The sequence below is a fragment of the Bacillus sp. LR--39 genome (genome assembly GCF_053613335.1).
Window position 1 is genome coordinate 247523 of record NZ_JBSIOT010000002.1, and the last position, 20225, is coordinate 267747.

Below are 20225 nucleotides of genomic sequence, written 5' to 3' on the forward strand. Positions count from 1 at the left end.
GGGCGGGCCGTGTGAATAAGGTGAACCAGTTTTTAGAAGAGAAAGTCATGCCCATTGCCGGAAAAATTGCCTCCCAGCGGCATCTGCAAGCATTGCGTGACGGGATCATCCTCACCATGCCGCTTATCATCATCGGTTCGTTTTTTCTGATCATCGGCAACCTGCCGATTCCGGGATATGCGGATTTCATGGCAAAGACGTTCGGAAGCGCCTGGTCTCAAAAACTGCAATATCCGGTTGATGCGACCTTTGAAATCATGGGTCTTGTCGCCGCTTTCGGAATCGCCTACCGCCTGGCCGAAAAATACGGGGTGGACGCTTTATCGGCCGGTGCGATATCTTTGGCGGCGTTTCTCTTGGCAACGCCGTACAAAGTTCCGTTTCTGCCTTCCGGCGCCAAAGAGGAAATCATGGTGGGCGGCGGCATCCCGCTGTCTCTCATGGGAAGCAAAGGGCTGTTTGTCGCGATGATCATCGCCATGCTGTCGACGGAAATTTACCGCCTGATCATCCAGCGGAATTTCGTCTTCAAAATGCCGGACGGCGTGCCTCCGGCGGTCAGCAAATCATTTGTCGCTTTAATTCCCGGCTTTGCCGTCATCTTTCTGATCTGGGGCGCGCGTTTAATTGTCGAAGCGACGCCGTTTGAAAGCCTTCATAACATTGTAAGCGTTGTACTGGGGACGCCGCTCTCGATTCTTGGGGGAAGTCTCGGCGGAAGCCTGATAGCCGAAGCGGTTCAAATGCTCTTGTGGGCGTGCGGATTACACGGGGCAAACATAGTCGGCGGCGTCATGGCGCCGATCTGGTTCGGAGCGATGGATGCCAACCGGATTGCGTTTCAGGCGGGCGATGCGCTTCCGAATATTTTCACCCAGCAGTTTTTTGAAATCTGGATCAACATCGGCGGAAGCGGCGCGACACTGGCGCTCGTGGTCACCATGTTTCTCCGTTCGCGAAGCAAGCAGATGAAGCAGCTTGGGAAACTCGCCATCGGGCCGGCCGTCTTTAATATTAATGAGCCGATTATTTTCGGAATGCCGATCGTCATGAACCCGATGCTTCTCATTCCGTTCATTATCACACCGCTTGTCACACTGGTCTTTACCTATATCGGCATGAGCACTGGCCTCGTCGCTAAACCTGCCGGCATTGCCGTCCCATGGACGATGCCGCCGATTTTCTCCGGCTATCTTGCCACGGGCGGAAAAATATCAGGGGCTGTCATGCAGGCGATTAATATCATCACAGCCTTTATCGTGTACTATCCGTTCTTCAGAATGTGGGATTCGCAAAAGCTGAAAGAAGAAAACGAACTTGAACAATCGCAGGCGCCAGCCGTACAGGGAGACGAAAAAGCCGTGCTGTAGAGAAAGGGAGTGAAACACATGAATGAAAAAATGGAACAGACCATTTTTCAGATCATCCTGCATGGCGGCAACGGCAGAAGCGCATCAATGGAAGCCATTGCCGCCGCAAAGCGGGGGGACAGAGCCATGGCCGAGGAAAAGCTTCAGGAAGCCGCAAGGGAACTGACCGAAGCCCATCATTATCAGACAGAACTGATCCAAAATGAAGCCGGCGGAGAAAAAACAGACATGACGCTTTTGATGGTGCATGCGCAAGATCATTTAATGAATGCCATGACCGTGAAAGACTTGGCCGCTGAGTTAGTCGAGATTTACGAAAAAGTGAGTCTGCAAGGGGGAGCAAAAATATGACAAAAGGAATTAAAATTGTAACGATCGGCGGAGGTTCAAGCTATACACCGGAGCTTGTGGAAGGCATCATTAAGCGCTATGAGGAACTGCCTGTCAGAGAATTATGGCTCGTCGACATTCCTGAAGGCGAGAAAAAACTCAATATCGTCGGCACGCTTGCAAAACGCATGGTCGAAAAAGCGGGTGTTCCGATAGAGATTCACCTGACGCTTGACCGGAGAGAAGCTTTGAAGGATGCGGATTTCGTAACGACTCAATTCCGCGTCGGCCTTCTTGAGGCCCGCGCCAAAGATGAACGGATTCCGTTAAAATACGGCGTAATCGGCCAGGAGACAAACGGTCCGGGCGGTTTATTCAAAGGGCTGCGCACCATCCCGGTTATTCTGGAAATCGCGAAAGACATCGAAGAGCTTTGTCCGAATGCATGGCTCGTGAATTTCACAAACCCTGCCGGCATGGTTACCGAGGCCTTGCTCCGCTACTCGAATCTCACAAAAGTCGTCGGTCTCTGCAATGTGCCGATCGGCATTAAAATGGGCGTCGCAAAAGCATTGGATGTGGATGTCAGCCGGATCGAAGTGCAATTTGCCGGGCTGAATCACATGGTCTTCGGATTAGATGTTTTCTTAGACGGCGTCAGCGTGAAAGATCAAGTCATTGAAGCCATGGGAGACCCGGAAAACGCCATGACGATGAAAAATATTTCAGGCGCGGAATGGGAGCCTGAATTCTTGAAGGCGCTTGATTTGATTCCTTGCGGCTACCACCGCTATTATTTCAAAACGAAAGAAATGCTCGAGCATGAAATAGAAGCGTCACAGACGGAGGGCACACGCGCCGAGGTCGTGCAGAAGGTTGAGAAAGAACTGTTCGAACTGTACAAAGATCCGAATCTCGCTATCAAACCGCCGCAGCTTGAAAAACGGGGCGGAGCGTACTACAGTGACGCGGCCTGCAACCTGATCAGCTCCATCTATAACGACAAACATGATATCCAGCCCGTCAATACAATAAACAACGGCGCGATCGCCAGCATTCCGAATGACTCAGCGGTCGAAGTGAACTGTGTCATGACGAAAGACGGTCCGAAACCGATCGCCGTCGGTGATCTGCCGGTGTCTGTCCGCGGACTCGTCCAGCAAATCAAATCATTTGAGCGCGTCGCCGCTGAAGCAGCCGTCACGGGAGATTATCAAACGGCGCTACTTGCGATGACGATCAACCCTCTCGTCCCGTCAGACTCCGTGGCAAAGGCCATTCTGGATGAAATGCTTGAGGCCCACAAAGAACATCTGCCTCATTTCTTTAAGTCGATTGAAGCATAAGAGCAGTAAAAAAAACCCGGATTCGCTTCCGGGTTTTTTGCTTATTTTGATTCGCTTAGTGAGGCGACTTCTGTCGTCCAGCCGAACACGTCGGCTTCCGCGCCTTTTTGAATGCCTGTAATGGTATCGTACAATTTCTTCGAGATCTCTCCGGTTTCACCGCTGCCGATGACAAGACTTTCATCATTCCAGATCAGTTCGCCGACCGGAGAAATGACCGCCGCCGTACCGGTTCCGAATGTTTCTTCCAATCGGCCGTCACGATGCGCCTGAATGATTTCATCGATCGAAATCTTTCGCTCAGACACAGTCAGTCCCCAATGTTTGAGAAGGGTGATGACGGAATTTCTCGTAATTCCTTCAAGAATGCTTCCGTTCAGCTCCGGCGTCACGATCTCGCCGCTGATTTTGAAGAAGATGTTCATGCTGCCGACTTCTTCGATGTATTTTTTCTCAATGCCGTCAAGCCATAAAACCTGGGAAAATCCCTTCTCTTCCGCAACCTGCTGCGCTTTCAGGCTTGATGCGTAGTTGCCGGCGGTTTTCGCGTTTCCGGTGCCGCCTTTGACGGCGCGCACGAATTCGTTTTCCACGGCGATTTTTACCGGTTTAATGCCTTCTTTGTAATAAGAGCCGACCGGGGAAAGAATGATAAACAGCTTGTACGTATGGGATGCCGCTACACCGAGGAAAGGCTCAGTCGCAATGATAAACGGACGGATATAAAGGGAAGTGCCTTCCGCTTTCGGAATCCAGTCTTTGTCGATGGCTACGAGCTGTTTCAGGCCTTCAAGAACAAGCTCTTCATCAATGAGCGGGATGCAAAGGCGGTCATTTGACTGGTTCAGGCGCTCCATATTTTTCTCCGGTCTGAACAGAAGCACTTCCTGATCCTTCGTTACATACGCTTTAAGCCCTTCAAAAACGGTTTGGCCGTAATGATAAACCATGGCCGCAGGATCCATTGAGATGGACTGATAAGGGATAATTCTCGGATCGTACCAGCCTTGATCAGCATCGTAATCCATAACAAACATATGGTCGGTGAAAATTCTGCCGAACGCAAGGTCATGGGGGTCCGGTTTCGGTTTTTTGGCTGAAGTCAATTCAACACGAATATCTTGTTTCATAATGTTCTGTCTCCCTATTGGTGTTATTGTCAAACTTATTTGAAAATAATTTATATTCTATTGTATACCTTCAACAAATATTCGCAATAGTTTTCCTCAAATTTGTGAAAAAATCAAATCACATAAAAAGCAGGGGAGAGAATGCCCCCTGCTTGTTCGTTTTTACGTATTCTGTCATCACCGTGCTCAGTGAACCGTCACCTTGCCGGTTTTGTAAAACTGCTCCATTGCTTTATCGACGTACACCCAGCCCTTCCAGGCGATATGGATGGTGTCTTTCATAAAGTACGGATCATATTCGTGCCCGGATAAGTCGGCAACCTGAAAGCCCTTCGCTTTAATTTGCTTAGTGACTTTTTTGTAGTAATCAGTCCGGCCTTTTTTCGGGAAGCCGGTGTAGTCATACCATTTTCCGTTGACAGGAATAACCACGAACATCGGCTCAGCGCCGGCATCTTTCAGAATGTCCAGCATATCCGCAAAGTCGTGATATTCGACTGATTTGGCGTATGTTCTTTTTTTGTTGATTCCTTTCACTCTCTTTACTTTCTTCTTAATCTTTTTATAAGAAGCGTCATCGATATAGAAAGGATTGGACTTGGAGCTCCGTTCTCCTAATTGAGCGGCAGCTGTTTTTAACTCTGACCACGATTTCCCTTTCAGGTTTTCAGAGATCGTCCGTTCAGGGCCCTTGGTTTCTCCCATTGAATAATAAAGATCTTTTTTCTCAAGCAGAGAATAATAAGCTTTGGCAGCCGGCATGACCGCTTTCACTTTCCATGATTGTCCGTTGACCATTCCCTTGTATAATTCAGAAAGGACGGCATCATGCTGAACGACTTTAAAACGGAGCATGCGCTTCATCATGTTCTTTTTGACCGCGGGATCAATCTGGTTATTAAATGCTAAATCCAATGCCTGAAGTGATGAAAAATTCGGCGCAAAGTGCTGTTCATCAGAACCTTTTTTGATAAACCATTGCGGAGAAACAATGAATACCAGTTTTTTGCCCTTCAGCTGCTGATAATGCGCCGCAAAGTTCACGGCGTGTATCAAGGATTGGTCCCCGCCTTTTCCGACAAGATAAGGAGTAAAGCCTTGGTTGTTCACTTGGAAATAGTTGGACGGGTGAAACTCATCCAGTCTTGAAAGCTCGGAAGAACCGAAAATCGGCATATACTTCGAGTCTTCGAACATTTTGTTTTGCAGATAGAGCCCCTGGAACATATTCGGATTTAAGGCTGCCGCCGACTCTTCGACACGTTTTTCAGGAATGAAGCGCGTAAGCCATGAAGCCGGAACTGCGATAGCTCCGACAAACAGGACGAACGCTAAAATAATTGGTCCAAAGAAACGCTTTTTCATTTACTTCAACTCAGTCAGTTTGTTTACAATGTTGTTTGGCGTATTCCACTCGTCACGGTCAAATTCAGTGATCGGCACTGTAATGCCGAAGCGGTTTTCGATGGCGACCAGCAGTTCTACAGTTCCGAAAGAATCAAGCAGTCCTTCTTCAAAGATTTCAATATCAGGATTTTCTTTCACAGCGTCCTCCTGACAAACTTCAGCTAATACGTCTAATACTTCCTGTTTAAATTCCATGTGTTTTCAATCTCCTTTAGTGATGAAATGGTTTTCCTGAGAAAATATAAAATCCGAAACATACGAAATGGAATGTGATGACGATGGCTAAAAAGGCCGTAAAACGATTGGCGGGCAGCCATTTGTATTTCTTATTCCATTTCTCAAAAAAGTTATACCCGGTCATTAATACGGCGTGGTACAGGCCGTATACAATATATTGCAGGGCGAGTCCGTGCCAGACGCCCATCAGCATGAACAGCAGGAAATACCCGATGTTCGAGACGGCCATCCGGTTCTTTATCCATTTTTTCTTTGTCATCCAGAAAACAAAGCGCATAAATACGTAGTCTCTGAACCAGAAGGATAAGGACATGTGCCAGCGGTTCCAGAAGTCTTTAATGTTTTTGCTGATAAACGGCTTATTAAAGTTTTCCGGAGATTTGATACCCATGATATAGCTTACACCGACGGCAAACATCGTGTAACCCGCAAAATCAAAAAACAGGTACAAGCTGTATCCGTACATGTACAGCACATTACCCCACAGTTTGCTGTGGGTGATATGAGACAGATTCATAATGAAATACGTGTTAATCGCATATCCGATAATGAATTTGTATAAGAAACCGATAAAAATTTTATGAATGCCGGTATACAGTAAATCAGCGTATTCTCCCTTTGTCCATACTTTCTGTTCGTCCTTGGCAAATCTGCGGTATCTGTCGATCGGACCGGAAGAAATGGTCGGGAAAAACATAATAAAGTACAAAAGGCGGTGAAGCGGCATTTTTTCTTTAATCAGCCCGTCTCTCGTTTCCATGATCAGCTGGACGCCTTTAAATGTCAAATAAGAAATTCCTAAGAAACTGATCAGGTTATGAACCGGGTGATGAGGCGCCGGCGGAAAGAAAAACGGCCATAATTTAGATAAAAACAGGGGTAAAATGGACGCGATCACGGCCATACTGAAGACAAAGCCGCTGTTGGCTTTCAGTCTGTAAGCGAGATAACCCCTGATTAAAAGCACCTGCCACAGCGTAAAGATACATAGTGCGATCACGCCGTGCAGATCATGCGCGAAAATCAAAGCCAATACGATGATGGATATAAACATGTTGTATCCTTGGAATCTCTTGCCGTTCAGCCCTAAAATAATCGTCGGCAAAAGAAGGATTCCAAGTAAGATAAAGAAGAAAAACGAGCTGTAAGGCGTCATACAAGAACCTCTTCGCCAATGCGTTTACGGTCGATTTTTCCGTTCGCAGTCATTTGAATGTGATCCTGATAAATGAATTTTCTCGGAATCATGTAGGCCGGAAGCGAAGTAGCCAGTTCTTTCTTAATGGCGCTTGTCAGCTGGAATTCTTTTTCAAAATCATGTTTCTCAGGCACGATGGCGGCAATTAAATATTCGACAGGTCCGTTAGGCTGATACGGGATGACAACCGCCGTGCGCACATATTGAGACTGCCTTACATGTACTTCGATTTCCTCCAGCTCCATGCGGTAGCCGTGAAGCTTAATCTGGAAATCAAGGCGTCCTTGGCAGAAAATCTGACCATCCTGAACATAACCGGCATCACCCGTGTGATATGCCCACTGGCCGTCGATCGGGAAAAACGCTTTTTCCGTCAGAGAAGGCTCTCCGAGATAGCCTTTGCTTACGCTCGGGCCCGCGATGATGATTTCCCCTTTTTCTCCGTCCGGAAGCTTATTCCCGTTTTCATCCATGATGAAGATATCCATATCGGGTTTTGCAAAACCGACAGGCAGAGATTCATGTTCATCGATGATCTGCTGCGTAATTTCAACGGAGGTGACGGCAACCGTTGTTTCAGTCGGGCCGTATGTATTGAATACGCGCGCCTTCGGAAAACGGTTTAACAGCTCCTGTGCCACGGCAGCCGGAAGCGCTTCTCCGCAAAACATAAATACTTCTGCCTCAGGCAGGAGTTCCTGCGTAAAGCCGGGGTCCATCAGACACATTTGGACGAAAGACGGCGTCGATGTCCAGACGTTCAGTTTGGATTTCTCCAATTCTTCAAATAGTACTTTCGGTTTATTGATTTTGTCTTTCGTTACGCAGTGCAGCGTACCTCCCGTTTGAAGCGACGGGAAAATGTCCATGACCGATAAATCAAAAGAAAACGGAGCTTGGTTTAAGAATGTCTTACCCTCGCCCACAGGAAAATCCCTGCAGATCCAGTCAGTGAAGCTTTGCAGGTTATCGGCCGATATCTGCACGCCCTTCGGATTTCCCGTGCTGCCGGACGTGTAAATAATGTAAAACGTATCCAGCTCTTTTACCCAGTTCTCACGGCTGAGGTCTGCATCTCCGTCAGCTGCAAGCTCTTCGGGCGTAACGGTTTTAATCAGATTGCTTCCCGTATCGACTGCATCGCCCGATACGCTGATAAGCAGCTCTGCGCCTGAGCTTTCAATGATTTTGACGATCCGCTCCGCCGGAATGGAAACATCGACAGGGATGTAAGGGCGGCCCGCTTTGACGCTTCCTAAGAAAGAAACGATCATATTCGGCTCCATATGTCCGTAAACCAGGACAGGCGCTTTCGAACCGTCAGCTGTATGTTTTTGAATGCCGGAAGCAACCCGCTCCGACAAATCCCATAATTCCCCGTAAGTGAGGGAATGATCTAAGGAACGAAACGCTTCGGCCTGCGGCTTGGCGTCTGCGTATGTTTTTATAGCATCAAGTAGTTTCATAGTTATCCTCCCCGATTAGAAATCGTTGTAAATATAAGTGCCGGTATTCGCTGTATGAAATCCATACATCCAAAAGAGCAATACTAATATCAGAAAATAAAAGCCCGTATGAAACGTCCATTTGATCAATGTATTTTCATAAGCACGTTTTAATTTTTGCATCATATTCAAAATTCCTTCCCCGCGTATTCAATAATTACACCAGTATATGACGATTAGATTAACAAAAAGTTTCAAAATATGTCTAATATCCTAAGCTTAAAATTTCCTTAAAAATGAATGAGGAACAAAAGGATGGAAAACACGCATGTATAAATTGGCAAATGATCATACTAAAAAGGCGCTGTTCAGGCGGGATTTTTAACTTATCGTAAATATAAACGAGGTAAAAAAATTTTGGCGGCTTTTTCTTAAGCAGGCTTGTGCCGAACCCCAATGGAGAAGGGCGAAAAGCCGTTTCCGGCAGGATAGCCGATAAAGCGCCGCATCTTGTGAAATGAGGAAGAAATTATTATGATAGATAAGGTAGCAGAAACGTGAAAACCCCAATTCAACACTACTGTTATCGGCTGACTGTGAAAGCCTTTTAATAGAAAGGAAGAGGAAAATGAATCAAAACAATATGGGGGGCAGCCAAAAGACGCCCGAGAAAGAAAGCATGGGCCGCATTTTGTGGCAGCTAACCCGCCCTCATACATTGACGGCATCGTTTGTGCCCGTACTTCTCGGCACCGTATTGGCGATGTTTTACGTAAAGGTTGATTTCCTGCTGTTTTTGGCCATGCTGTTTTCCTGCCTTTGGATCCAGATCGCCACGAACTTATTCAATGAATATTACGATTTTAAACGCGGTTTAGATACGGAGGATTCCGTCGGTATCGGCGGAGCGATCGTCCGCCACGGCATGAAGCCGAAAACAATTCTGCAGCTGGCGCTCGGCTCTTATGCGATTGCCCTCGTGCTCGGTGTTTATATCTGCATGAGCAGCAGCTGGTGGCTTGCGGCTATCGGCCTTGCCGGCATGCTGATCGGCTATCTGTATACGGGCGGCCCGCTGCCGATTGCGTATACACCGTTCGGGGAACTGTTCTCCGGCATTTGCATGGGCTCTGTATTTGTCCTTATTTCTTTCTTCATTCAGACAGGCAGAATTAATGAACAGAGCATTTTGATTTCTATCCCGATCGCTATCTTGGTCGGAGCGATTAACCTGTCCAACAATATCCGTGATATTGAGGAAGATAAAAAAGGCGGACGTAAAACGCTGGCCATTTTGATGGGGCATAGAGGGGCCGTCATGATACTGGCCGCATCATTTGCCATCGCTTACATCTGGATCGTCGGTCTTGTCATCATGGGTTACACAAGCCCGTGGCTGTTCCTGGTCTTCCTGAGCGTGCCGAAACCCGTTCAGGCCGTGAAAGGCTTTGTGAAAAACGAAATGCCGATGAACATGATTATTGCGATGAAATCAACGGCGCAAACCAATACATTCTTCGGATTCCTGCTTTCAATCGGACTCCTGATCAGTTATTTCCGCTGATCAAATGAAAGGCAAATGCCATAACCGGCATTTGCTTTTTTTTATGACATAATCTTCACGATTTTGTAAAGAACCTGACTGAGGACTGACACGTCTTATATACGGACAGCAAAGCAAGGAGATGAAAAAAATGGACTTGTCAACAGCCCATATGGATGATTTGAAAACGGTCATGGAAGATTGGAAAAATGAATTGTTAGTTTATAAATTCGCTTTAGATGAGCTGGATACGAAGTTTTCTATCATCAGCCAGGAATATAATCTGATTCACGGGCATAACCCGATCGAGCATACAAAATCACGCGTAAAAAGTTTCGAGAGTATCGTCAATAAATTGATGCGCAAAGGCTGCGATGTGACGACGCAGGAAATGAAAGAGCATATTCATGATATTGCGGGTGTCAGGATTATCTGTTCCTTTATTTCCGATATTTATAATGTCGCTGAGGTTTTGAAGCAGCATAAGGACCTGAAGATCGTAAAGGTGAAGGATTATATCAAACATCCGAAGCCGAACGGCTACCGCAGCCTGCATTTGATTATTGAAATTCCCGTTTATTTGACGAATCGTGTGGAATATGTGAAGGCGGAAATTCAAATCCGCACCATTGCCATGGATTTTTGGGCGAGCCTTGAACATAAAATTTATTACAAATTAAATAACGAAGTCCCAAAGCATCTGACCGACGAGCTGAAGGAAGCGGCGGACATCGCCCATTATTTAGACGAAAAGATGCTTGGGATTAAGAAAGAAGTCGATTAAACGATTGACCCATCACAACCAGCCGGACCGCTATTATACGCAGTCCGGCTGGTTGTTTTTATGTTTACGTGTTTTCGCTTTCCCGCGCGATTTATTCTGACGATGATTCAGGCTGAAATGCTGATTGAATTTGAACAGAGAATGCAAAAGATATCAAATCGCAAACAGCACATTCCCCCAGAAAAAATGTGTAAGATCAAGGTTTACTTTTAAAAAAAAGGGAAAGACATTTGTACAACAAAAAGGGAGATGAATATCAGTGGGAAAGAATGAAACAATGCATATCGTATCATGTGCCGATGATCATTATGCTCGTCATTTGGGTGGGATGTTCGCTTCTTTATTGATGAATATGGATAAAACAAGGAATGCCAAATTATATGTGATCGACGGCGGAATTACTGCCGAAAACAAGGACAAGCTTGAACAGACCGCGATGTCATTCGGGACGCCGCTTGAATTTTTAGAAGTAGACGCTGATCAATACAAGCATGCAGTCGAAAGCAGCCACATTACAAAAGCGGCTTATTACCGCATTTCCATCCCTGATTTAATTAAGGATGAGTCCGTAAAGCGGATGATTTACATTGATTGCGATGCAATTGTGATGGAAGATATTTCGGTTTTATGGGATTTGGATATTTCCCCGGCAATAGTTGCGGCGGTAGAAGACGCCGGACAGCATGAAAGACTGAAAAAAATGAATATCAGCGACACTGCCAAGTATTTTAATTCCGGCATTATGATTATAGATTTCGAACCTTGGAGAAAACAAAATATTTCCGAAAAGGTGATTGATTTTATCAACGAAAACAGCTCGGAGGATTTTCTCGTGTTCCATGATCAGGACGCGCTTAACGCGATCTTATATGATCAATGGCATGAACTGCATCCGCGCTGGAACGCGCAGACGCATATTATCATGAATGAGAAAACGCCTCCTGAACTGATCGACCGTATACGTTACAGAGAAACACGTGCCGAACCGGCCATCGTCCATTTCTGCGGCAGCGACAAGCCTTGGAATACAGGCACCTCGCACCCGTATCGTGATCATTATTTCCGATATATGTCCTTTACGAAATGGAACACGATTGACCGCCCGGCCATGAACCAATAGGCAGGTATGATGAAAACGCTTGTGAAGCCGTTATCCGGCTCATAAGCGTTTTTTTTTATTATTTCACCCGAATCGCACGCATGCGTTTTTGCAGGCCGGTCTTTTCGGCAGACGGCTTCAATCGGCTGACTGCTGTTTGCGCCGCTGATTTTGCTTTTTTCGTCTTGTTTTTTTCCGCGGCTTTTACTTTGTCTCTAGCCTGCTGCCGGTTGAGTTTATCTTTTATCCGGCCAAGCCGTTTTTCCAGAGCAGTTTTTTCTTTTCCCGGCTGGATTTCGCTGACTGCTTTTTGGGCTTTTGCGGTGTTGGCCTCAGAGGTCTTTTTTTCCGCCTGCTTGACGCTGGCCTCAGCTGTTTTCAAAAGGCTTGAGTTGACAGCGTTCAGCCGTTTTTGCAGCCCTTTTTTCTCTGAACCGGCCGGTAATTTGCGAATGGCGCTTTGTGCGGCATTGACGGCGGTTTTTTTCTTTTGTTTTTCGGCAGTCCGGACTTTGTCTCTTGCGTCCGTCACATTTCTTGCCGTCTGAACTTTATTGATCCGGGACTCGAGAGCGGTTTTTCCCTTTGACTTGGACAGCTTGCTGACGGCCGTTTTTGCTTGATTGATATCTGCCTGTTTTTTCGTCTTTTCCGCTTTTATTACAGCCCGTTCGGCAAAGCTCTTTTGCTTTACGTGATATTGCACCAGGCCGTACCCAAATCGGCTGTCACGTCCGGGAGCGCCCAGATCTTTGACGTTTTGCTGCATCTGCTGCCGGAGCTGTGTATTTGTTTCCTCGGGATATTTTTGCCTGAGCAGCGCGAACATGCCGGTGACGTGCGGTGCGGCTTGAGATGTGCCGTCAGCTACGGCGTACATTTGATTCAGGTACGTGCTCGTAATATTGGTGCCGGGTGCGGCAAATTCAATTTGTTTTCCGGTCGTGGAAAAAGCCGCGAGCCCGTTTTTTTCAGTTGACGCTGAGACTGCCGTTACGCTGCTGTAGGCGCCCGGATAATTGACGGGTTTTTTGTTGCCGTCGTTTCCTGCGGCGGCTACGATCACGATTCCTTTTTTGTATGCTTTATCTACGGCGTCGTGAAGAATTTTGCTGTCAGCGTTAGTTCCGAGACTCATATTAATGATGTCCATTTTGTTGGCGATCGACCAGTCGATCGCTTTAAGAAGGCTTTTAAGATCCCCCGCACCCTTTCTGTCTAATGCTTTAACCGCATATAACCGGACATCCGGCGCGATGCCGTCAATGCCGTATCCGTCATGTTTGGCCGCAATGATTCCGGCGACATGCGTCCCGTGTCCGTTGTCATCTTTGTATGAGGAAGTATAGCTGACTGCGGAATAGCCTCCGGCAATGGAAAGGTCATCATGAGGGTAAATGCCGCTGTCAATGACAGCCACTTTCACCTTTTTTCCTGTCAAGCCTTCTTTCCACGCCTGCTTGACCTGAGTCGGTTCTATATCCCATTGCGGCAGCGCGTAACTGCTGCTTTGGGCCGCTGATAACGGGCGGATATCAGAACCGCCTGATGCCTGAAAAGATACATTGTCTTCTACATATAAGATGTCAGGGTCCTGTTTCAGGTCTTTCACCGTTTGTGAATCGGCTGACACGGCGACTGCCGGGAGATGCTGATAGGTCTGTTCCACATCCGCTCCGCTGTCTATAGCGGATTCCTTGCCGTCTTGATTTTTGTACACCACGATAACGTCCCGGTCGTGCGTCTCGGCGTGCGCGGGCGCCGCGGCGGAGAACAGGCTGACGCACAAGGCCGCGGCCATTATCGGTTTCAGGGTGTGATACATTGCAATTCCCCCTTTTTCTTTATATATCGGCAGTGCGGAATTCTTTTTTTCCTAAGGGATAAGGAAAATTTCTGTATGCAAATGTAAGCGTTTCCAAAATATGATGGAGAAAATGCTTTAAGACATCTGCGCAATGAACTCAAAAAGGGGGTTTTTGATAAATGAGTAAGTTCAATCGGGTCATGGAAGAAAAAATCATGCCTGTTGCCGGAAAAGTCGCCGGCCAAAGGCACTTAAGAGCTTTGCGGGACGGCATTATTTTGACTATGCCCCTTATCATCATAGGATCGGTTTTTCTGATTCTGACGAGTCTTCCGATTCCCGGTTATGCCGATTTTATGGCTGGTCTTTTCGGTGAAAATTGGGTTGAAAAGCTCGGGTATCCCGTGAATGCGTCCTTTGACATTATGGCGCTTGTCGCCGCCTTTGGGATTGCTTACCGGCTTGCGGAAAGCTATGAGGTGGATGCCCTGTCGTCAGGAGCCATTGCCCTTGCCGCCTTTTTATTGGCGACGCCGTATCAGATTCCGTTTATTCCTGACGGCTCGGCAACAGAGATTATGGTGGGAGGCGGCATTCCGATTTCGCTGCTCGGAAGCAAAGGTCTGTTTGTCGCGATGATCATTGCAATGCTGTCTACGGAAGTGTACCGGTTTATCATACAAAGAAATATCGTCATTAAGATGCCTGACGGAGTGCCGCCTGCGGTCAGCAAATCGTTCGTTGCGCTCATCCCCGGTTTCATTATTATTACGCTTGTATGGCTGGCCCGTCTGTTTATTGAAATAACTCCCTTTAAAAGCCTCCACAATGTCGTAGGCGATCTGCTGGGGACCCCGCTGTCTATTCTGGGCGGGAGTCTCGGCGGAAGTCTTATCGCCGAATTCGTGCAAATGCTGCTTTGGTCGTGCGGCATACATGGCGCGTCCATTATCGGCGGCGTCATGTCGCCGATCTGGTACGGGGCGATGGACGCCAACCGTTTGGCTTTTCAGGCGGGAGAAGCGCTGCCGAGCATTTTTACGACACAGTTCTTTCAAATATGGATTAATGTCGGCGGAAGCGGAGCGACGCTTGCCCTTGTGCTGACCATGCTTGTGCGCTCCAGAAGCAAACAGATGAAACAGCTCGGCCGTCTCGGCATCGGGCCCGCGATTTTTAACATTAACGAACCGATTATTTTCGGGATGCCGCTCGTCATGAATCCGCTGTTAATCGTGCCCTTTATCATTGCGCCGCTCTTGACCATTACGGCGACGTACATCGGGATGAGCACGGGGATGGTGGCAAAACCGGCGGGAATCGCCGTGCCGTGGACGATGCCGCCGCTGATTTCAGGTTATTTGGCGACGGGCGGGAAAATCTCCGGTTCGGTCATGCAGCTGATCAATCTCCTGATTACATTTATCATCTATTATCCGTTTTTCCGAATTTGGGATCTTCAAAAATGGAGAGAGGAACGGGCGGCGGAACAAAACGTCACTGAAGAAACATAAAAAAACGGGCGCCTTCGCCCGTTTTTTTTAACGCTGGAAAAATTCGATCCATTCGCCGTCAGGTCCTTCAATGTAAAAGTAGCGGTACCCGTTCGGAAGCGTCGTGATTTCTTCATCGATAAATACGGCGCCCTGACGCTTCGCATGCGTGAACTCCGCCGCGATATCTTCAGTTAATAAAGCGATGTGATGCACTTTTCCTTCTGCGGGAAGCTCGCTGCTATAGCCCTGGATCAGCTCAATTTCTGTCTCCGGCCCTTCTTGAAAGCCGAGAAAGGCAAGTTCAATAATGCCGTTCGTATGAGTGATACGATCCTTTAACTGCATACCGAGAACGTCTTGATAAAAGGCGATGGATGTTTCAATATCTTTGACCATAATGCCTGTATGGTCGATTCTTTTGGCTGTCATGGTTTTCCCCCTGTTTTGAATTTTTCGGGACAATGCGGTGTTGATCATGTTTTATGGTACGATAAGAGAAAGCAAAACGAAAGAGGAATGCACAATGAAGCTACTTACAGTGAAAGATACATTTGCCGGAAAGCTGAAAAAAGGATTCCCCCTGATTGAAAAAGACGCTCTGTCCGGAAGCTCGGCTCACTTAACAGAGGGCGATCTTTTTGATGTGACATCCGAGAAGGGTGAGTTTATCGGAAAAGGCTATTACGGCTTGCAGAATAAAGGAGTCGGCTGGGTGCTGTCCCGCGCGAGAGATGAACGGATCGACGGACGTTTCTTTCTGGACAAGCTGAAAAAAGCGGCTGAAGCAAGAGCCCATCTGTTTAAGGCGCCCGATACGACGGCGTTCCGGCTGTTCAGCGGTGAGGGCGACGGCATCGGCGGCGTCACGATTGACTTTTATGACGGTTATCTGCTGATTCAATGGTACAGTAAAGGCATTTACGCTTATAAGGACAGCATGATTGAGGCGATTGACGGACTGGAGCTTTCATATAAAGCGATCTATGAAAAGAAACGATTCGATACGGCCGGGCAATACGTGGAAGACGACGATTTTGTCAAAGGTGAAAGAGGAGATTTTCCGGTCATTGTTCAAGAAAACGGCATACAGTACGCGGTGGATTTAAACGACGGGGCGATGACGGGCATTTTCTTAGACCAGCGTCATGTGCGCAAAGCGATTCGGGATAAGTATGCAAACGGCAGACGGGTGCTGAATACGTTCTCTTATACGGGGGCATTTTCTGTCGCGGCGGCGCTTGGCGGAGCTGAGAAAACGACCAGCGTCGATGTCGCCAACCGCAGTCTCGCAAAAACGATTGAACAGTTCAGCGCCAACGGAATTGATTATGAGGCGCATGACATTAAAGTCATGGATGTTTTCAAATACTTCGGCTATGCGGAGAAAAAAGGGCTGGAGTTTGACCTCATCATCCTTGATCCGCCTTCTTTCGCCCGCACAAAAAAACGGACGTTCAGCGCAGCGAAAGATTATAAAAACCTGTTGAAGGAAACGATCGCCATCACTGCAAAAAACGGCATCATCGTCGCTTCGACAAACAGCAGCGCCTTCAATATGAAGAAATTTAAAGGTTTTATAGAGACCGCCTTTAAAGAAACAAATGAGCGTTACGACATTTTGGAAGAATACACGCTTCCGGAAGATTTCAAAACGATTCCCGCGTTTAAAGAAGGAAATTATTTGAAGGTTGTTTTCTTGCGGAAAAAATAGGATGATCATTTATAGCGTGGAAAGAGGGGAAAAGAAAACCCTCTTCCATCGCTTTAATACGGGATAAAATAATCTTCATATCTTACTGTTTAAAGAAACAACCCGCTATTACTTAGTATCTCATCTGTGCCAAGTAAAGTGGCCTCTCTAATCCCCACATTGTTGGCTTTCATGAAGGATTGCACCGCTTGGTAGCCAACCGCATAACCTGCAAACGGTGATAAGCCGACAGGCTGATAACCTTGTTCGGCTGCAAAGGTGTCACCAAACATGTAACTGCTGACCTCAGCAAACCCTTTCACATTTAATGAGTCTTTGATAATTTCTTTTGAGTATTCTAAGTCTTCTTTTTCAAAAGAAGTAACCCAGGGACCTAACAGAGCTTCTCCGTAAAGTTCTTTGGCAAACGATTCTGCCAGCCCCTCTATAATTAAGTAATCACCAACCGTTACGTTCCCATAGTCCCAATTGAAATACGAAAAACGAATATTATGATGAAATTCATGTGCGATTACAGCAGGCAGTCTCGGTATGTTATATGAATTGGGGAATATTGAAACTTGAATAAATCCCGGAATTCCTCCGAATCCACAATACCCTCTATGTAATTCAAGCTTTTTTTGATTAGCCAGATACATCCCAAACCTTATTTCATCAGCATTTATTTTTAAGCGGTTTTGTTTGATAAATTCTACACAATGAGTTAAAGTGCCATATGCAATTTGAAGAGCTTGAATTTCTTTTAGATTCTCTAATGCTTTTCTTCCGGTTTCCGTATCAAATATGCTCAGATAGCCCAGCATATTTGAAGCCATGATTACATCATATCCGTTAGGTTCCTTTGCCTTTAAGGGAACATTCATCTTTTTCCACATATCTTCAAAAGGTTTCATCATTGAATACCGATAATAATCTTCTCTATTTTCAATCATTGAAAATAACGTTTCGTATTGCCCAATTGTATCCTCGATAATGATTTTAATGGGCATCACCCTTTTTTTGAGTATCTATATAAATTGTAATGGCATCACTCATGAGCTTCGCCAACCCTTCACCATACCGGTCGATGTTCTTAGTGAAGCGTTCATCTTCAATATAGAGTTGACCTAATCCGTAAAAGGCATCAAAAGAATATTCACCAAAATTTTCATTGAGAAAATCAAACCACTCTTTGATAGCGGTTTGTACGTCTGGGGACTCAGGAGATTGGTTAATAAGGAGTGCAAATTTATTGAACATTGCAGTCCACTTATCAGATAAATCTTTTTGCTCACCATCAGTCATGTTTTTCAATCTAATATTTACCTTATCGACAGGTTGATCACCCCACCGTTTGCGGGCTTCTTGTTCATAAAGATTATCATTAAAGTTAATTCCCTCAAACCGCTCTTTGTTCGTCATGCAAATCTCTCCCATCATATGTTTGATTGATTTATCGATGGTTTCAATCATCTTATCGACTCTATTCCGTTTCTCAATCAGCATTTTCTTTTGTAAAATGAATGCCTCCCTTCGGTTAAATGAAGGATTAGTAATGATTTCTTTAATCTCTTTTAAGGAGAAATCGAGCTCCTTGAAAAATAGTATCTGCTGCAGCTGTTCAAGATTCTCTTCAGAATAAAGCCGATAACCGGAATCGGTCGTTTCCTGAGGAGTCAATAATCCAATTTGATCGTAATGATGGAGAGTGCGTATGCTTACTCCAATCAGTTCAGCTACTTCTTTTACTTTCATACCCATACGTTTGCCGCCTCCTTAATGGCTACTCTAAAGTATTACGCAACGTAAGAGTCAATAGTTGGTTAAAAATTTTTTGTATATAAAGGGGAACATATGAGGAGTTCATTGCTGAAATTAAAGAAAAAAAGCCGGGCGTGAAGCTCCGGCTTTTTTCTATTCAATAATGTGCTGCACCCGGCCGATTCGCCCGTCTTCAAGGCGGACCTTAATGCCGCGCGGGTGGAAGCTTGAGTTCGTCAAAATATCCTTCACGATCCCTCTTGTCAGCTTTCCTGAACGCTGATCGGCTTTCAGGACGATATCGACTTCAAGTCCTTTTCTGATGCTGCTTCGCTGCTGGCCGTTCATATGACACATCCGTTCTTCAGTCTTTTCACTTCATGTCTTATCATATCGTGTTTTCGTCTTTTTATGAAGGACAGACAAATCAATTCTTCATGGCAACTAAAAAAAGACCGCTCTGTAAGGAGCAGTCTTTTATGACATAAACGAAAGCAAAATCGGGGCCGCGCACAGTGTCATAATCGCGGCGAGGATCATCGACACGCTTGAGATCGTTCCTGATACGGAGCTGAGCTCAAATGCTTTAGATGTTCCCGCTCCGTGCGCGCTAGTTCCGAGCAGCACGCCCCGGGCAATTTCGTTATCAATGCGGAAATAGCGGATGACCATCGGCCCGATGATCGTTCCCAATAAAGCCGTTAAAATGACGAAAACCGCTGTAACGGCCGGCATCCCGCCGATCATTTCTGAAACGTTCATGGCAATCGGCGTCGTCACGGATCGCGGCACGAGACTGTCGACTAAGCTGCTGCCGAGATGGAACCATTTTGCGATAAAGGCTGTTGACAAAATGGCGATACATGAACCAACCGCTACGTTCAAAATAATTTCCACGGCGTATTTCTTTAAAATCGGGAAATATTTATAAAGCGGGATAGCGAACGCCACTGTTGCCGGCTGAAGCATATCGGTCAGCAGTCCGCCGCCGAGATTGTATGTCTGATACGGGACATTGACAAGAAGCAGCAGTACGACCAAAACAGCGGGCGTAATCAGAAGCGGCGACGTATACACCCGAGGAAAACGAATGTAGAGTTTTTTCGCGCCCAAATATACTAAGACAGTTAAGAATAAACTTATGATTCCGATGAACACGTTTGTTTTTTCTCCTTTCTTTTTGCTATCAGCTGTGTAAGCGTACCTGTTGAAACCATCACGACAAATGTGCTGATGACGACGACAAGTAAAATGCTTACGCCGAACTTAGACATAATATCTCCGTATTCAATCACTCCGACGGCAGACGGGATGAAAAACAGCAGCAGCTCACCGAGGAGCCATGCTGCGCCAAGCTCAATCCATTCAAGTTTGATAATCTTGAAATGCAATAATGTGAAAAGAATCACAATCCCGATTATACTGCCGGGAATATTTATATGAAGAGCCGCCGTGACCCAATTGATCAGACGCGCAAATATAAACAGCAGAGCGATTTGAATAACGGTAAGCAGCAATTTTTTCATAATGATGCCTCCCTTATATTTATATTGTACAGAAGGTTTTGCTATAGGTAAAATAC

General features: G+C 46.2%; 21 protein-coding genes. 8 read left to right on the forward strand and 13 right to left on the reverse strand.

The window, feature by feature from the left end:
- The first annotated feature begins 11 nt into the window (after positions 1-11).
- The 3 genes from celB (ACWHAR_RS10945) to licH are packed head-to-tail and all read left to right on the forward strand — an operon-like array spanning position 12 to position 3046.
- The gene (celB, locus tag ACWHAR_RS10945) at positions 12-1370 is read left to right on the forward strand and encodes a PTS cellobiose transporter subunit IIC (RefSeq protein WP_032875716.1); all 1359 of its coding nucleotides are present in this window, start codon (positions 12-14) and stop codon (positions 1368-1370) included.
- Between the two features lie 18 nt (positions 1371-1388).
- Positions 1389-1721, forward strand: coding sequence for a PTS lichenan transporter subunit IIA (licA, locus tag ACWHAR_RS10950; RefSeq protein WP_003150867.1), 333 nt, complete (start codon positions 1389-1391; stop codon positions 1719-1721).
- Entirely contained in the window at positions 1718-3046 is a 1329-nt protein-coding gene (licH, locus tag ACWHAR_RS10955) for a 6-phospho-beta-glucosidase LicH (RefSeq protein ID WP_003150870.1), read from the forward strand. The genes licA and licH overlap by 4 nt, the downstream gene beginning before the upstream one ends.
- 41 nt (positions 3047-3087) lie before the next feature.
- Here the strand turns inward: licH and ACWHAR_RS10960 are convergent, their stop codons facing one another.
- The 6 genes from ACWHAR_RS10960 to ACWHAR_RS10985 form a co-directional block, all read right to left on the reverse strand.
- On the reverse strand, positions 3088-4179 hold the full coding sequence (locus ACWHAR_RS10960; RefSeq protein ID WP_025650062.1) for a branched-chain amino acid aminotransferase: 1092 nt from the start codon (positions 4177-4179) through the stop codon (positions 3088-3090).
- Between the two features lie 183 nt (positions 4180-4362).
- On the reverse strand, positions 4363-5541 hold the full coding sequence (dltD, locus tag ACWHAR_RS10965) for a D-alanyl-lipoteichoic acid biosynthesis protein DltD (protein WP_032875719.1): 1179 nt from the start codon (positions 5539-5541) through the stop codon (positions 4363-4365).
- Positions 5542-5778, reverse strand: a complete 237-nt coding sequence (dltC, locus tag ACWHAR_RS10970) for a D-alanine--poly(phosphoribitol) ligase subunit 2 (RefSeq protein WP_003150875.1) — start codon at positions 5776-5778, stop codon at positions 5542-5544.
- Between the two features lie 16 nt (positions 5779-5794).
- Entirely contained in the window at positions 5795-6976 is a 1182-nt protein-coding gene (gene dltB / locus ACWHAR_RS10975; protein ID WP_012118762.1) for a D-alanyl-lipoteichoic acid biosynthesis protein DltB, read from the reverse strand.
- Positions 6973-8484: a D-alanine--poly(phosphoribitol) ligase subunit DltA gene (dltA, locus tag ACWHAR_RS10980; protein ID WP_032875723.1), complete on the reverse strand. Its 1512-nt coding sequence runs from the start codon at positions 8482-8484 to the stop codon at positions 6973-6975. The genes dltB and dltA overlap by 4 nt, the downstream gene beginning before the upstream one ends.
- Positions 8485-8499: 15 nt before the next feature.
- Positions 8500-8649, reverse strand: coding sequence for a teichoic acid D-Ala incorporation-associated protein DltX (locus ACWHAR_RS10985; RefSeq protein WP_003150882.1), 150 nt, complete (start codon positions 8647-8649; stop codon positions 8500-8502).
- Between the two features lie 442 nt (positions 8650-9091).
- On the opposite strand from ACWHAR_RS10985, the gene ACWHAR_RS10990 reads away from it, so the two are divergent.
- The 3 genes from ACWHAR_RS10990 to ACWHAR_RS11000 all read left to right on the forward strand — a co-directional run bounded on the left by ACWHAR_RS10990 (position 9092) and on the right by ACWHAR_RS11000 (position 11910).
- Positions 9092-10027: a 1,4-dihydroxy-2-naphthoate polyprenyltransferase gene (locus ACWHAR_RS10990; protein ID WP_003150884.1), complete on the forward strand. Its 936-nt coding sequence runs from the start codon at positions 9092-9094 to the stop codon at positions 10025-10027.
- Positions 10028-10157: 130 nt separating this feature from the next.
- The gene (locus ACWHAR_RS10995) at positions 10158-10790 is read left to right on the forward strand and encodes a GTP pyrophosphokinase (RefSeq protein ID WP_007407732.1); all 633 of its coding nucleotides are present in this window, start codon (positions 10158-10160) and stop codon (positions 10788-10790) included.
- A gap of 259 nt (positions 10791-11049) precedes the next feature.
- The gene (locus tag ACWHAR_RS11000; protein ID WP_029325753.1) at positions 11050-11910 is read left to right on the forward strand and encodes a glycosyltransferase family 8 protein; all 861 of its coding nucleotides are present in this window, start codon (positions 11050-11052) and stop codon (positions 11908-11910) included.
- Between the two features lie 58 nt (positions 11911-11968).
- Here ACWHAR_RS11000 and ACWHAR_RS11005 read toward each other — a convergent pair whose 3' ends face one another.
- Positions 11969-13714, reverse strand: a complete 1746-nt coding sequence (locus tag ACWHAR_RS11005; protein WP_032875725.1) for a S8 family peptidase — start codon at positions 13712-13714, stop codon at positions 11969-11971.
- Positions 13715-13875: 161 nt separating this feature from the next.
- Between ACWHAR_RS11005 and celB (ACWHAR_RS11010) the strand changes: the two genes are divergently transcribed.
- A complete protein-coding gene (celB, locus tag ACWHAR_RS11010; RefSeq protein WP_032875728.1) occupies positions 13876-15210 on the forward strand; it encodes a PTS cellobiose transporter subunit IIC in 1335 nt (444 codons plus the stop codon).
- A gap of 27 nt (positions 15211-15237) precedes the next feature.
- Here the strand turns inward: celB (ACWHAR_RS11010) and ACWHAR_RS11015 are convergent, their stop codons facing one another.
- Positions 15238-15621: a VOC family protein gene (locus ACWHAR_RS11015; protein WP_032875731.1), complete on the reverse strand. Its 384-nt coding sequence runs from the start codon at positions 15619-15621 to the stop codon at positions 15238-15240.
- Positions 15622-15715: 94 nt separating this feature from the next.
- Here ACWHAR_RS11015 and ACWHAR_RS11020 point away from each other — a divergent pair, with 94 nt between their 5' ends.
- A complete protein-coding gene (locus ACWHAR_RS11020; protein WP_032875734.1) occupies positions 15716-16903 on the forward strand; it encodes a class I SAM-dependent rRNA methyltransferase in 1188 nt (395 codons plus the stop codon).
- An 89-nt stretch (positions 16904-16992) separates the two neighbouring features.
- Here the strand turns inward: ACWHAR_RS11020 and ACWHAR_RS11025 are convergent, their stop codons facing one another.
- The 5 genes from ACWHAR_RS11025 to ACWHAR_RS11045 form a co-directional block, all read right to left on the reverse strand.
- Positions 16993-17892, reverse strand: a complete 900-nt coding sequence (locus tag ACWHAR_RS11025) for a DUF2268 domain-containing protein (RefSeq protein ID WP_205067862.1) — start codon at positions 17890-17892, stop codon at positions 16993-16995.
- Positions 17882-18643, reverse strand: coding sequence for a MerR family transcriptional regulator (locus ACWHAR_RS11030; protein WP_032875736.1), 762 nt, complete (start codon positions 18641-18643; stop codon positions 17882-17884). Before ACWHAR_RS11030 ends, ACWHAR_RS11025 begins: the two co-directional genes overlap by 11 nt.
- A gap of 153 nt (positions 18644-18796) precedes the next feature.
- Positions 18797-18991 (reverse strand): YwbE family protein, encoded by a 195-nt coding sequence (locus tag ACWHAR_RS11035; protein WP_003150901.1) that lies wholly within the window; start codon positions 18989-18991, stop codon positions 18797-18799.
- 129 nt (positions 18992-19120) lie between these two features.
- Complete coding sequence (locus ACWHAR_RS11040) at positions 19121-19801, reverse strand: CidB/LrgB family autolysis modulator (RefSeq protein WP_012118753.1); 681 nt, start codon at positions 19799-19801, stop codon at positions 19121-19123.
- Positions 19783-20169 (reverse strand): CidA/LrgA family holin-like protein, encoded by a 387-nt coding sequence (locus tag ACWHAR_RS11045; protein ID WP_007407725.1) that lies wholly within the window; start codon positions 20167-20169, stop codon positions 19783-19785. The genes ACWHAR_RS11040 and ACWHAR_RS11045 overlap by 19 nt, the downstream gene beginning before the upstream one ends.
- Positions 20170-20225: the final 56 nt, after the last annotated feature.